The following is a 13,814-nucleotide window of genomic DNA, read 5'->3' on the forward strand; positions in this document are numbered from 1 at the left end:
CTGGCCGGGCGTCTGCTGATCCCGGTAGAGGTGCGCGAAGGCGTCCGGCTCGGGCTCCTCCTCGCCGGCCCGGGTCACCAGGTCGTCGACGCCGGGGGAATGGACGGGGGGCGCGGCGTCGCCGTACGGCCGGGGGGGGGGGCGCCGGAGCCGGACGCCTCCGCGCCCCCCTCCCGGAATAAGCAGACGCCCGGCCAGGTCCCCCCGCCCGCCCCGGAGCCGGACCCCATGCCCGCCCCCGCCCCCAAGAAGTCAGGCCGCGCCTCGGGGCTGCTCAAGTCCAGCGCGGTGATGGCCGCCGGCACCCTGGTCTCCCGGCTCACCGGCTTCGTCCGCAGCCTGGTGATCACCGGTGCGCTCGGCGCCGCCCTGCTCGGTGACACCTTCACCATCGCCTACACCCTGCCGACGATGATCTACATCCTCACCGTCGGCGGCGGACTCAACTCGGTCTTCGTCCCGCAGCTCGTCCGCTCGATGAAGAACGACGAGGACGGCGGCGAGGCCTACGCCAACCGCCTGCTCACCCTGGTGATGGTGGCGCTCGGCGCGATCGTGGTCCTGGCCGTCTTCGCGGCGCCACTGCTCATCCGGCTGATGTCGAACACCATCGCCGACGATGCCGCGGCCAACAGCGTGGCCGTGACCTTCGCCCGCTACTGCCTGCCCACGATCTTCTTCATGGGCGTGCACGTGGTGATGGGTCAGATCCTCAACGCCCGCGGCAAGTTCGGCGCGATGATGTGGACCCCGGTCCTCAACAACATCGTCATGATCGTCACCTTCGGCCTGTTCATCTGGGTCTACGGCACCTCCGCCGAGTCCCACATGGGTGTGCAGACCATTCCCGACGACGGCATCCGCCTGCTGGGCATCGGCACCCTGCTCGGACTCGTCGTCCAGGCCCTGGCGATGATCCCGTACCTCCGGGAAACCGGCTTCCGCTTCCGGCCCCGCTTCGACTGGAAGGGTCACGGGCTCGGCAAGACGGTCAAGCTCGCCAAGTGGACCGTGCTCTTCGTCCTCGCCAACCAGGCGGGCGTCCTCGTCGTCACCCAGCTCGCCACGGCGGCCGGTGAGGAGTCCGGGAAGAACGGCGCCGGCTTCCTCGCCTACTCCAACGCCCAGCTGATCTGGGGCATGCCGCAGGCCATCATCACGGTCTCCGTCATGGCCGCGCTGCTGCCGCGGATCTCCCGCGCCGCCCACGACGACGACCCGGGCGCCGTCCGGGACGACATCTCCCAGGGGCTGCGCAACTCGGCCGTCGCCATCGTCCCGGTCTCGTTCGCCTTCCTGGCGCTCGGCGTCCCGATGTGCACCCTGCTGTACGCCTCCAGCGGCGTCGAGGCGGCCCAGGGCATGGGCTTCATCCTGATGGCCTTCGGCCTCGGTCTGATCCCCTACTCCGTCCAGTACGTCGTGCTCCGGGGCTTCTACGCCTACGAGGACACCCGGACGCCCTTCTACAACACGGTCATCGTCGCCGCCGTCAACGCGGCAGCCTCCGCGATCTGTTACGTCGTCCTGCCCGCCCAGTGGGCCGTCGTCGGCATGGCCGCCTCGTACGGTCTCGCCTACGCCGTCGGTGTCGGCATCGCCTGGCGCCGCCTCCGCAAGCGGCTGGGCGGCGACCTGGACGGCACCCACGTGATGCGGACCTACGCCCGCCTGTGCATGGCCTCCGTGCCCGCCGCCATCGTCTCCGGCGCCGTCGGCTTCGGCCTGCTGAAGCTCCTCGGCGAGGGGGCGTTGGGCTCGCTCGTCGCCCTGATCGTCGGCGGAGCGGTGCTCCTCGGTGTCTTCTTCGTGGCGGCCAAGCGCATGCGGATCACGGAGCTGAACACCCTGGTCGGGATGGTGCGCGGACGCCTGGGACGCTGAGCCGACAGGTCCCGCACAACCATCGGGGGGAACCGCGTGTCGTGCATAGCGTCGGACTGTGGGCACAATTGGCTTGGCTGTTGGATGTGGCGCAACGGATGGGGAGGCAGGAACGACGGTGGCGGAACGTAGCACGGCTGCCGTCGACGTGGCCGACAACAGCGGTGACGACCCGCTGACCGCCAAGGCGGAACCGGCCGCGACCGACGGGGTGGCGGACAAGAAGAAGACGGCGGAACAGCCCGCCGAGGCCACGGACAAGAAGGCGGTCGAACGACAGAGCGGCGAACAGCCCTCCATCACGGCTCCGGAACTGCACAGCGGCCACAAACTGGCCCGGCGCTACCGGCTGGAGGAGTGCGTCACCCGTCTGGACGGCTTCAGCAGCTGGCGTGCCGTCGACGAGAAGCTACGGCGTGCCGTCGGGGTGCACCTGCTGCCTGCCGATCACCCCAGAGCCCGTTCGGTCCTGGCCGCGGCCCGCTCCTCGGCCCTCCTCGGCGACCCCCGCTTCGTGCAGGTCCTCGACGCCGTCGAGGAGAACGACCTCGTGTACGTGGTGCACGAGTGGCTGCCCGACTCCACCGAACTGACCACGCTGCTCGCGGCCGGCCCACTGGAGCCCCACGACGCCTACCAGCTCGTCAGCCAGGTCTCCCAGGCCATGGCCGCCGCCCACCGCGAAGGCCTCGCCCACCTCCGGCTCACGCCGAGCGCCGTCCTGCGCAGCTCCACCGGTCAGTACCGGATCCGCGGCCTGGCCGTGAACGCCGCCCTGCGCGGCATCACCGCCGAACGTCCGCAGCGCAGCGACACCGAGGCCATCGGCGCGCTCCTGTACGCCGCGCTCACCCAGCGCTGGCCGTACGACAGTGACGCCTACGGGCTCTCCGGCCTGCCCAAGGGCGTCGGCCTGCTCCCGCCCGACCAGGTCCGCGCCGGTGTCCACCGGGGCCTCTCCGAGATCGCCATGCGCGCCCTGGCCAACGACGGGGCCACCGCCTCGCGTCAGGAGCCGCCCTGCACCACTCCGGACGAGCTGGCCAAGGCCGTGGCCGCCATGCCCCGTGTGAAGCCCCCGGAGCCCGAGTTCACCGCTCCGCCCGAGTACCAGCGCACGACGTACCAGCAGGGCACGTACGGGCGTCCCCAGGCCCATCCCGCGGTCACCCAGCCGGTGGTCGTCCCGCCGCCTCCGCTGCAGAGCCGTACCGGCAAGGCGCTCAAGTGGGCCGTCTCGGCCCTCCTGATCGCCGCCCTGGGCCTCGGCAGCTGGCAGATCGCGGACCGGCTCCTCGCGCCGGACTCCGAGCAGAAGGAAACTCCGGTCCCGTCGCCGACGGTCGACGAGAAGCCCGCGCCTCTCAAGCCGATCACCATCAAGTCGGCCCGCGACTTCGACCCGCTGGGGAACGGCTCCGAGAAGCCCCAGGCCATAGACCTCGCCTACGACGGCGATCCCAGTACGTCCTGGTACACCGAGAACTACTACGGCTCCGACTTCGCCAATCTGAAGACCGGCGTGGGCCTCGTGCTCGACCTGGGCAAGGCACAGCAGATCAGCGAGGTCGACCTGTCGTTCGTGGGCAACACCTCGGTGGAACTGCGCACGGCGCCGTCCGACGCGACGTCGGAGCCGTCCCGGCCCGACGCGTACACGACCCAGGCGTCCGGCGACGGCAGCCAGGTGGCGCTGAAGCTCACCAAGCCCGTCACGACCCGCTACGTTCTCGTGTGGCTGACGCAACTGCCCTCCAACGACGGGGGCTACCGAGGCAAGCTGAGCGAAGTCAAGATCATGGGCTGACGACCGCAGGGGAGGGGGCTCACCGTTGGACCGACCGATAGACGACGCCACGGACGACCAGGAACTCCTGGCTCGTCATGTCGCCGGCGATCCCGACGCCTTCGGTGAGCTCGTACGGCGCCACCGCGACCGGCTCTGGGCGGTGGCCCTGCGCACCCTGGGGGACCGCGAGGAGGCCGCTGACGCCGTCCAGGACGCCCTTCTGTCGGCCTTCCGGGCCGCCCATACCTTCCGCGGCCAGTCGGCCGTCACAACGTGGCTCCACCGCATCACGGTGAACGCCTGCCTCGACCGCCTCCGCAAGACGGCCTCGCGCAGGACCTCACCCGTCGACGACAACGACCGCTTCGAGCAGCTCCTCGAGCCCCACGAATCCGCCGAGGCCCCCGTGGAGCGGCAGGACGTCCACCGTGAAGTCCTCGCCGCACTGGCCTCGATCCCCGCCGATCAGCGCGCCGCCCTCGTCCTGGTCGACATGCAGGGATACCCGGTCGCGGAGGCGGCCCGTATCCTCGGCGTTCCCACCGGCACGGTGAAGAGCCGCTGCGCGCGCGGGCGGGCACGGCTGCTTCCGATGGTCACTCATCTGCGCGTCGACACCGTGGGTAACGAAGCCCCTGATGGGGGAAGGAACCGGACGCCGGGGACATCCGTCCCACCGGTGCCGGGGCCGACGGACACCGGACCGACTGATCCAGCTGCTGTGAAGGGCGGAGGTGGGCGCACGTGACTTCCACGGCCGGCAGGGCCAACACCACACAGCACCCGGACGTCTCGGAAATCTCCGATCTGACCGAGGGGCTCCTCTCACCGACCCGCTCGGCCGCCGTCCGCCGGCACCTGGACGGCTGCCCCCTCTGCGCGGACGTACGGACCTCCCTGGAGGAGATCCGGGGACTGCTCGGCACCCTTCCCGGGCCGCCCCGCATGCCCGCGGAGATCGCCGGACGGATCGATGCCGCCCTCGCCGCCGAAGCCCTCCTCAACGCCACCACGCCGGAGAGCGACACCCCCGTTTCACGTGAAACGTCACCCGCCACCGCCGGAGCGGCTCCCGCGGACTCGCCCGCCCCGGTCACGGACCGCCCCGCGGACCGCGCCACGGACCGCCCCGCCGGTCGCTCCGGTGCCGCCACCGGCCCCGGGCGGGCCGGGAAGCCCCGCCGCCGCATCGCCCTGTTCTCGACCCTCGGCGCCGCCTTCGGTGCCGTGGTCCTCGGCACGAGCCTCTACCTCAGCCAGGCCGGCAACATCACCGCCGGCGGTGAGGCGGGCGACACCAAGAAGGCCGACACCGTCGCCGGGGCGGCCCTGAGCCCCTTCTCCGGCTCCCCGGTCGAGGACCGGGTCCACGCGCTCCTGGCCGAGGATGATTCCACCGGGACACCCCGTGGAATCGGACCGGAGTCGATGTCCGCCGAGGCCGAGACCAAGGCCCCCCAGCGGAACAGGGACAGCGTGGTCCCCGGCTGTGTCCTGGCCGGCACCGGCCGCTCCGACGCGGTCCTGGAACACGAGCGGGGCGAATACCAGGGGAAGCCCGCCTATCTGCTGGTCCTCACCGACCCCGCGGACAGCAAGCGGGTCCAGGCCTATGTGGTCGACGCCTCCTGCGCGGAGGGGTCCACCGGGAGCGGAAGCGCGGACGCTGATCTGCTGTTCAGCGAGACATACCCCCGCTCCTGACCTCTCTCCCCGTCCCACGGCGGTGCCGCGCGGCAGTTTCGGGAATGTACGCCCCTTAGGATCCGTTGGGTGGGGTGAGAGTGACCGAGACAACCGCCCCCGTAGGCAGTGCCAGTCTGCAGAGACGAGGAAGAAACCCGTGAGCGACGTCCGTAACGTGATCATTATCGGCTCCGGGCCCGCGGGTTACACCGCTGCGCTCTACACCGCCCGAGCGTCGCTGAACCCCCTGGTCTTCGAAGGTGCCGTCACCGCCGGTGGCGCGCTCATGAACACGACCGAGGTCGAGAACTTCCCCGGCTTCCGCGACGGCATCATGGGCCCCGACCTGATGGACAACATGCGGGCCCAGGCCGAGCGCTTCGGCGCCGAGCTCGTCCCCGACGACATCATCTCCGTGGACCTGTCCGGTGAGATCAAGACCGTCACCGACACCGCCGGCACCGTGCACCGCGCCAAGGCCGTCATCGTCACCACCGGCTCGCAGCACCGCAAGCTCGGCCTCCCGAACGAGGACGCTCTCTCCGGCCGCGGTGTCTCCTGGTGCGCCACCTGCGACGGGTTCTTCTTCAAGGACCAGGACATCGCCGTCGTCGGCGGCGGCGACACCGCGATCGAGGAGGCCACCTTCCTCTCGCGCTTCGCCAAGACGGTCACCATCGTCCACCGCCGGGACAGCCTGCGTGCCTCGAAGGCCATGCAGGAGCGCGCCTTCGCCGACCCGAAGATCTCCTTCGCCTGGGACAGCGAGGTCACCGAGATCCACGGTGAGCAGAAGCTCAGCGGCCTGACCCTGCGCGACACGAAGACCGGCGAGACCCGCCAGCTGCCCGTCACCGGCCTCTTCATCGCCGTGGGCCACGACCCGCGGACCGAGCTCTTCAAGGGCCAGCTGGACCTTGACGAGGAGGGCTACCTCAAGGTCGCCGCCCCGTCGACGCGCACCAACCTCACCGGTGTCTTCGCCGCCGGCGACGTCGTCGACCACACCTACCGTCAGGCCATCACGGCCGCCGGCACCGGCTGCTCCGCCGCGCTCGACGCCGAGCGCTTCCTGGCCGCCCTCGCCGACAGCGAGAAGCTGGCCGAGACCCCCGCGGTCTGACCCCGTCTCTCCTCACCCCACACCCCGCGAGATCAAGGAGGCCGCTGTGGCCCTGAAGACTGTGACCGACGCTTCCTTCGAAGAGGACGTCCTCAAGAGCGACAAGCCTGTCCTGGTGGACTTCTGGGCCGAGTGGTGCGGCCCGTGCCGCCAGATCGCCCCGTCGCTGGAGGCCATCGCGGCCGAGCACGGCGAGATCGAGATCGTGAAGCTCAACATCGACCAGAACCCGGCCACGGCTGCCAAGTACGGCGTCATGTCCATCCCGACGCTGAACGTCTACCAGGGCGGCGAGGTCGTGAAGACGATCGTCGGTGCCAAGCCGAAGGCCGCCATCCTGCGCGACCTCGAGGGCTTCGTCGAGCCGACCAAGGCCTGATGCTTCCGCTTCTGTTTCACGTGAAACCGTGAAACAGAAGCTTCGTTTCACGTGAAACGAAGAACGGCCCGCCCCCGGAAGGGGGCGGGCCGTTCTCGTGTCCCGAGCGGGCCGTCTTCGTGGACCGAAGCTACAGAGGGCGCAGAACGGGTTCCTTCTGGACCGCGCCGAGGAGCCGGTCGAGCGCCATCTCGACATCCTCCTTCCAGGAGAGCGTCGTCCGGAGTTCCAGCCGCAGCCGGGGGAAGGCCGGATGCGGCCGCACCGTCTTGAAGCCCACCGCCAGCAGATGATCGGCCGGCAGCACACAGGCCGGCTCCTTCCACCGGGCGTCCCCAAACGCCTCGATAGCCTTGAAGCCCCTCCGCAGCAGGTCCTTGGCCACGGTCTGTACGACCATCCGGCCGAGGCCCTGCCCCTGGTAGCCGGGCATGATCCAGGCCGTCATCAACTGCGCGGCATCGGCCGCCACCGGGCTGGTGGGGAAGGCGATGGAACGCGGCACATAGGCCGGGGGAGCGTAGAGGACGTAGCCGACCGGTACCTCGTCGACATAGACCACCCGGCCGCAGGAGCCCCACTCCAGGAGAACCCCCGAGATCCAGGCCTCCTTCTCCAGCTCCGAACGCCCTGCCTTCACCGCGGCTTCTCCGCTGACCGGGTCGAGCTCCCAGAAGACGCAGGAGCGACACCGCTTGGGCAGATCCGGAAGGTTGTCCAGCGTGAGCGGTACGAGCCGACGCCCCACGGCCGCGCCTCACTTCCCTCGCGATCGAGCACGGATACGCCTCCCGGAATCGTATCGATCGGTTGATCGGGACGACACCGCTCATAGGCAAAGGGCGGGCCGTGTTCCGGTGAAACCGGCGCACGGCCCGCCCTCAGCGGCCTTGGAGAGCGGAAGGTGTCAGCCCTCCGCCCCCTTCTCGACGTTCTTCTGGTCCATGACCCGTCCCTCGCCGGGAGCCAGAGTCGCCAGGATCCGGTCCAGGTCCTCCACCGAGGCGAACTCGACGACGATCTTTCCCTTCTTCTGACCGAGGTCGACCTTCACCCGGGTCTCGAAGCGGTCCGAAAGACGGGAGGCGAGATCCGTGAGCGCGGGCGAGACCCGGCCACCGGCTCGCGGCTTCGTCGGCTTGACCGCATCGCCGGGCTCCTCGGAGCCCATGAGGCTCACCATCTCCTCGACCGTACGTACCGAGAGGCCCTCGGAGACGATCCGGTACGCCAGCTTGTCCTGGGCCTCCGGGTCCTCGACCCCGAGCAGCGCGCGCGCGTGGCCGGCGGAGAGCACGCCGGCGGCGACCCGGCGCTGCACCGGCGGGGAGAGACGCAGCAGTCGCAGCGTGTTGGAGATCTGCGGGCGGGAGCGCCCGATCCGCTCCGCGAGCTGATCGTGAGTGCAGCCGAAGTCCTTGAGTAGCTGCTCGTAGGCGTGAGCCTCTTCGATCGCGTTCAGCTGGGCGCGGTGAAGGTTCTCCAGGAGCGCGTCCAGGAGCATCTTCTCGTCGTCGGTGTCCCGGACGATCGCCGGGATCCGCTCAAGACCCGCTTCCTTGGACGCCCGAAGACGCCTCTCACCCATGACCAGCTCATAGCCCTCGTCATCGGTCTTGCGCACGACCACGGGCTGGAGGAGGCCGACCTCCTTGATGGAGACGACGAGCTCCGCCAGGGCGTCCTCGTCGAAGACCTCACGCGGCTGGTGCCGGTTGGGAACGATGGAGTCGAGCGGAAGCTCGGTGAAGTAGGCACCCGCCGGAGGCTCCGGCCTGACCACCGGCTCTGCGTCGTTCCACGACGAAGCCGACTCCGGAGACTGCGCGCTCTGCGGCAGCGACGCCAGCTTCGCGGCCGCCACCCCCCGGCCCGCAGGCATGGCGGGGGCGGCACCAGGCGAGGCCACGCCCACGCCACCCGCCGACGACTGCCGTTCCTGGGGAGCAGCCGGGATCAGCGCACCGAGCCCACGCCCCAATCCCCTACGTCGCTCACTCACTGGATCCCCTCCGACATGCTGCGCTGGTGGTTCTGGTGCCCGACATGGGCGTGCTGCGGGTCGTAGTGCACGGCCGCCCCCCGCAGGGCGATCTCACGGGCCGCTTCGAGATACGACAGGGCGCCACTGGAGCCCGGGTCGTAGGTGAGGACCGTCTGTCCGTAGCTCGGTGCCTCCGAGATACGGACGGACCTCGGGATGCTGGTCCGCAGCACCTCCTCGGCGAAGTGGGTACGCACCTCGTCGGCGACCTGGGAGGCGAGCCTCGTCCGGCCGTCGTACATGGTGAGCAGGATCGTCGAGACATGGAGCGCCGGGTTGAGGTGCCCCCGGACCAGGTCGACGTTCCGCAGGAGCTGGCCGAGTCCCTCCAGCGCGTAGTACTCGCACTGGATCGGGATCAGCACCTCGGCTCCGGCCACCATGGCGTTGACCGTGAGGAGACCGAGCGAGGGCGGGCAGTCGATCAGGATGTAGTCGAGCGGCTGCTCGTAGGCCTGGATCGCCCGCTGCAGGCGGCTCTCACGGGCCACGAGTGACACCAGCTCGATCTCCGCGCCGGCGAGGTCGATGGTGGCGGGGGCGCAGAACAGGCCCTCGACATCCATGACCGGTTGCACGACTTCGGAGAGCGGCCTGCTGTCCACGAGAACGTCGTAGATCGAGGGGACCTCGGCGTGGTGGTCGATGCCGAGCGCCGTGGAAGCGTTGCCCTGCGGGTCGAGGTCGATGACCAGGACCCGGGCCCCGTGCAGGGCGAGGGACGCGGCAAGGTTGACCGTCGTGGTCGTCTTGCCCACGCCGCCCTTCTGATTGGCGACCACCATCACGCGTGTCTGCGCCGGCCGGGGAAGTCCCTCACCGGCACGACCCAGGGCCTCTACTGCCAGCTGGGCAGCACGACCAATGGGGGTGTCGTCCATCGGGGGCGGTGTTTCACGTGAAACATCCTCCCCCACCGATTCGGTTCGGGGACCGGGGACCGGATCGGTCATCGGTCCCGCGATGTTGGCGTCGGACCGCAAGGATTCACTCTCCTCGGCTTCAGGCTCGCGATGGGGAGAGCCTGCCATGCTTTCGGGGTCGTGAACCAGCGAGGCCGGTGGTTCTGTGGGTGAATCCACCTCTGTGGACATCTCCGTAACCCTCGCGGGTGGGTTGACGCGGGGTCTACGGTCCCGGGGCGTGGCGGCCGCGCGACCGCGGCTGATGATCCCCTGCAGCAGTGAGCGACGTTTCACGTGAAACACCATGCCCCTGCTATCCGGCCGGGACCGTTCGACACTCCGAAATGGTACGAATGCGACGCTCAGCGGCGTCGACGGGTCTTGCTCGTCCGGGCGGCCTTGGCGCGCTTGGCTGCGAACCGCACACCACCCGGGCTCTCGCCGACCTCCACCCGCACGACCGTGGACAGCGGATCGACGATCCCCTCGCCCACCTGCAGCACAGAGGTCTCCACCACACCGAGGCGGGAGAGTGCGGCGCGAGCCCCGCTGATCTCCTCCTCCGCGGTGTCGCCCTTGAGCGCCAGCATCTCCCCGTACGGGCGCAGCAGGGGGACTCCCCAGCCGGCCAGCCGGTCGAGCGGCGCCACCGCGCGGGCCGTCACCACATGCACGGGCGTGATCTTGCCGAGCATCTCCTCCGCGCGCCCGCGGACCACCGTGACGTGGTCGAGGCCGAGCAGCTCGACGACCTCCTGGAGGAAGTTCGTCCGGCGGAGAAGCGGCTCCAGGAGCGTGATCTTCAGGTCGGGCCGGACCAGCGCCAGCGGGATACCGGGAAGCCCGGCGCCCGAGCCCACGTCGCAGACGGTGACGCCCTCGGGGACGACCTCGGAGAGAACGGCACAGTTCAGCAGGTGCCGCTCCCACAGCCGCGGGACCTCACGCGGGCCGATCAGACCGCGCTTCACACCCGCGTCCGCGAGGAGCTCCGCGTACCGCACGGCCTCCGGGAAGTACTCGCCGAAGACTGTCCGCGCCTGCTCCGGAGCCTCGGGGAGCTCCGCTTCCTCCGTCACGGGAACCGTCCTTCCGTACCGCACGCATCGTGTGCGGGCGCACTGTGGTGGCTGACTATCAGGCTGACAAAGATCGGCCCCGCCTGCGAACAGACGGGGCCGACACTACGTGAGGGTTCAGGCCGGGAGAACAACGACGAAGCGCTGCGGCTCCTCGCCCTCGGACTCGCTGCGCAGACCGGCGGCGGCGATCGCGTCGTGCACGACCTTGCGCTCGAACGGCGTCATCGGGTCCAGCTTGACCGGCTGGCCGGTGGACTTGACCTCGCCCGCGGCCTTGGCGCCCAGCTCGGCGAGCTCGGCGCGCTTCTTGGCGCGGAATCCGGCGATGTCGAGCATCAGACGGCTGCGGTCACCGGTCTCCCGGTGCACGGCCAGGCGGGTCAGCTCCTGGAGCGCCTCCAGGACCTCGCCGTCGCGGCCCACGAGCTTCTGCAGCTCACGAGCCGAGTCGCTGATGATCGAGACCGCGGCCCGGTCCGCCTCGACGTCCATGTCGATGTCGCCGTCGAGATCGGCGATGTCGAGCAGGCCCTCGAGGTAGTCAGCCGCGATCTCACCCTCCTGCTCCAGGCGGGTCAGGGTGTCGCCACCCTCGGCGGCGGCGGAGGTGGTGCCTTCCGTCACGGATGGACTCCTTCTTGCTTCGGCGAGGCTTACTTCTTGGAGGACGGGTGCTTGGGCCGCTGCTGGCCCTTGCGCTGACCGGACTTGCCCTGCTGACGGGACCCTCCGGAGTTGGCGCGGGGACGCGCGGGCTTGTCGCCCTGGGCCTCGCCCTTCGGCTCTTCCGCAGCGGCGGCCTTGGCCGACTCCTGGGGCTTCTTCTCGAGCGAGGTGGTCGGCGCTTCATCGGCGGCCGGCTCGGAAGCTTCCTCGGTGTCCTTCGCCATGGCGTGCTGGGCCGCGGCGGCCTGGCGCTGGGCCTTGGTCTGGCGCTTGGGCTGCTGGCGCTTGGCGGCGGAACCGCCCTCGGCCTCGGCCACGATCGTGTCGCTCTTGATCACGGTGCCGTCGGCCTGGGCGGCGAACCCGGCCTTGGTCAGACCCGCGAAGAAGCGGCGCTCGTTCTCGTTGCGGTCACTGCCCTTGGCGACGATGACCTTGACGATGTTCTTCCGGCGACGGCCACGGACCTCTTCGTGCTGCGTGATGCTCTTCAGCAGACGCTGGAGGTAGGAGTCCTGCGCCTTGCTGCCCGGGGTCGGGTTCTGGTTGATCACGTACATCTGCTGGCCCATGGTCCACACGTTGGTGGTCAGCCAGTAGACGAGGACACCGACGGGGAAGTTGATACCCATGACGGCGAAGATCACCGGGAAGATGTACATGAGCATCTTCTGCTGCTGCATGTACGGCGTCTTCACCGAGAGGTCGACGTTCTTCATCATCAGCTGGCGCTGAGTGAAGAACTGCGAGGCCGACATCAGGATGATCATGACCGCGGTGACGATGCGGACCGAGGTCAGCGAGGCGTCGAGCGCGGCGACCTCGGCGGCCGAGTCGGTGAACTTCGACGCGAGCGGGGCACCGAAGATGTGGGCCTGACGGGCGCTGGCGAGCAGCTGGTCGTCGATGACGCCGATGGTCTTGCCCGAGGCGATGCTGGAGAGCACGTGGTACAGGGCGAAGAAGAACGGCGACTGCGCCAGGATGGGAAGGCACGAGGAGAGCGGGTTGGTGCCCGTCTCCTTGTACAGCTTCATCATCTCTTCGGACTGACGCTGCTTGTCGCTCTTGTAGCGCTCCTGGATCGCCTTCATCTTCGGCTGGAGCGCCTGCATGTTCCGCGTCGACTTGATCTGCTTGACGAACAGCGGGATCAGACAGATACGGATCAGCACCACGAGGGACACGATGGAAAGGCCCCAGGCCCAGCCCGTGTCAGGACCGAAGATCGCCCCGTACACCTTGTGGAACTGGACGATCACCCATGAGACAGGTGTGGTGATGAAGCTGAACAGACTGGCAATCGTGTCCACTAATCAGGCTCCTTGAGCATTGGGCGAGGTCTCTGCGGCCGGGCTCGTCTCGGCGGTGGACCCGCCCTTGTCGCCGCGCAGCGCGTTCCTCAGCATTTCGTGCCAGCGGGGGCGCTTACGCGGGGGGACATGGTCCACACCGCCGGGCGACCACGGGTTGCACCGCAGGATGCGCCAGGCGGTCAGGGCCGTGCCCTTGATCGCGCCATGCCGGTCGATGGCCGTGAATCCGTAGTGGGAACACGACGGGTAGTACCGGCAGACGGGCCCGAGGAGCGGGCTGATCGTCCACTGGTACAGCTTGATGAGAGCCAGCAGCGGGTACTTCATCGCGCGCCCCCTCCCAGCAGCCGCTGAAGAGCGGCGTCCAGGTCTCGGGCCAGCTGTGCGTGTTCGGCGTCGCCGGCTCCGGGCAACGCCCGTACGACCACCAGGCTACCGGGGGGCAGCTCGGTGAGCCGGTCGCGGACGAGGTGGCGCAGACGACGCTTCACTTGGTTGCGTACGACCGCACCGCCCACGGCCTTGCTCACGACGAAACCCGCACGTGCCGGGGGAGCGCTCTCCCCAGGCGCGTGCGGGTTCGTTGCACCGCTGCGTAGGTGGACGACGAGGAGCGGGCGACCGGCCCGGCGACCTCGGCGTACCGCGGTTGCGAAGTCCTCGCGCCGCCTCAGCCGATTCTCGGTAGGCAGCACGTCATGACCTGTTTAAGCGGATCAGGCGGACAGCGCCGAGCGACCCTTGGAACGGCGGTTCGCAAGGATGGCGCGACCGGCACGCGTACGCATCCGCAGGCGGAAGCCGTGGGTCTTGGCGCGACGACGGTTGTTCGGCTGGAAGGTGCGCTTGCTCACTCGGGGGCTCCAGAAATGATTCGTAGATGGCGGGACATCGCCTGGCTGTCACCGTGCGCCCACGAGTAGCTCGCAATACGCCCGAG

14 protein-coding genes and 1 pseudogene are annotated in these 13,814 nt (G+C 69.3%); 6 read left to right on the forward strand and 9 right to left on the reverse strand.

From position 1 onward, the window contains the following. Positions 1-147: 147 nt before the first annotated feature. The 6 genes and pseudogenes from murJ to trxA all read left to right on the forward strand — a co-directional run. Positions 148-1,884 (forward strand): annotated as a pseudogene (murJ, locus tag IF00_RS0123800) (murein biosynthesis integral membrane protein MurJ); the annotation flags it as partial. 118 nt (positions 1,885-2,002) lie between these two features. Next, the gene (locus IF00_RS0123805) at positions 2,003-3,691 is read left to right on the forward strand and encodes a protein kinase family protein (RefSeq protein WP_030321217.1); all 1,689 of its coding nucleotides are present in this window, start codon (positions 2,003-2,005) and stop codon (positions 3,689-3,691) included. A 25-nt stretch (positions 3,692-3,716) separates the two neighbouring features. Beyond that, positions 3,717-4,421 (forward strand): RNA polymerase sigma factor SigM, encoded by a 705-nt coding sequence (gene sigM / locus IF00_RS0123810; RefSeq protein WP_425338340.1) that lies wholly within the window; start codon positions 3,717-3,719, stop codon positions 4,419-4,421. Further along, positions 4,418-5,377, forward strand: coding sequence for a zf-HC2 domain-containing protein (locus tag IF00_RS0123815; protein ID WP_030321220.1), 960 nt, complete (start codon positions 4,418-4,420; stop codon positions 5,375-5,377). The genes sigM and IF00_RS0123815 overlap by 4 nt, the downstream gene beginning before the upstream one ends. Positions 5,378-5,516: 139 nt before the next feature. Then, the gene (trxB, locus tag IF00_RS0123820) at positions 5,517-6,482 is read left to right on the forward strand and encodes a thioredoxin-disulfide reductase (protein WP_030321222.1); all 966 of its coding nucleotides are present in this window, start codon (positions 5,517-5,519) and stop codon (positions 6,480-6,482) included. 46 nt (positions 6,483-6,528) lie between these two features. Further along, on the forward strand, positions 6,529-6,861 hold the full coding sequence (gene trxA / locus IF00_RS0123825; protein ID WP_030321223.1) for a thioredoxin: 333 nt from the start codon (positions 6,529-6,531) through the stop codon (positions 6,859-6,861). A 130-nt stretch (positions 6,862-6,991) separates the two neighbouring features. Here trxA and IF00_RS0123830 read toward each other — a convergent pair whose 3' ends face one another. The 9 genes from IF00_RS0123830 to rpmH all read right to left on the reverse strand — a co-directional run bounded on the left by IF00_RS0123830 (position 6,992) and on the right by rpmH (position 13,728). Further along, positions 6,992-7,609 (reverse strand): GNAT family N-acetyltransferase, encoded by a 618-nt coding sequence (locus IF00_RS0123830; RefSeq protein ID WP_030321225.1) that lies wholly within the window; start codon positions 7,607-7,609, stop codon positions 6,992-6,994. Positions 7,610-7,768: 159 nt separating this feature from the next. After that, complete coding sequence (locus IF00_RS0123835; protein ID WP_078944827.1) at positions 7,769-8,863, reverse strand: ParB/RepB/Spo0J family partition protein; 1,095 nt, start codon at positions 8,861-8,863, stop codon at positions 7,769-7,771. Further along, positions 8,860-9,936 carry a ParA family protein gene (locus IF00_RS0123840; protein WP_078944828.1) on the reverse strand — a complete coding sequence of 359 codons (1,077 nt, stop codon included), beginning with the start codon at positions 9,934-9,936 and terminating at the stop codon, positions 8,860-8,862. The genes IF00_RS0123835 and IF00_RS0123840 overlap by 4 nt, the downstream gene beginning before the upstream one ends. A gap of 236 nt (positions 9,937-10,172) precedes the next feature. Next, entirely contained in the window at positions 10,173-10,889 is a 717-nt protein-coding gene (gene rsmG, locus IF00_RS0123845) for a 16S rRNA (guanine(527)-N(7))-methyltransferase RsmG (RefSeq protein WP_030321232.1), read from the reverse strand. Positions 10,890-11,006: 117 nt separating this feature from the next. After that, positions 11,007-11,516, reverse strand: coding sequence for a Jag family protein (locus IF00_RS0123850; RefSeq protein ID WP_030321234.1), 510 nt, complete (start codon positions 11,514-11,516; stop codon positions 11,007-11,009). A gap of 29 nt (positions 11,517-11,545) precedes the next feature. Beyond that, positions 11,546-12,871: a membrane protein insertase YidC gene (gene yidC / locus IF00_RS0123855; protein ID WP_030321236.1), complete on the reverse strand. Its 1,326-nt coding sequence runs from the start codon at positions 12,869-12,871 to the stop codon at positions 11,546-11,548. 3 nt (positions 12,872-12,874) lie between these two features. Then, a complete protein-coding gene (gene yidD, locus IF00_RS0123860; protein WP_015034858.1) occupies positions 12,875-13,201 on the reverse strand; it encodes a membrane protein insertion efficiency factor YidD in 327 nt (108 codons plus the stop codon). After that, entirely contained in the window at positions 13,198-13,569 is a 372-nt protein-coding gene (gene rnpA / locus IF00_RS43980) for a ribonuclease P protein component (protein ID WP_078944829.1), read from the reverse strand. The genes yidD and rnpA overlap by 4 nt, the downstream gene beginning before the upstream one ends. A gap of 21 nt (positions 13,570-13,590) precedes the next feature. Further along, entirely contained in the window at positions 13,591-13,728 is a 138-nt protein-coding gene (gene rpmH, locus IF00_RS0123870; protein ID WP_007265229.1) for a 50S ribosomal protein L34, read from the reverse strand. Between the last annotated feature and the right edge of the window lie 86 nt (positions 13,729-13,814).

Source organism: Streptomyces flavochromogenes (assembly GCF_000717595.1).
Taxonomy (GTDB): Bacteria; Actinomycetota; Actinomycetes; order Streptomycetales; family Streptomycetaceae; genus Streptomyces; species Streptomyces flavochromogenes.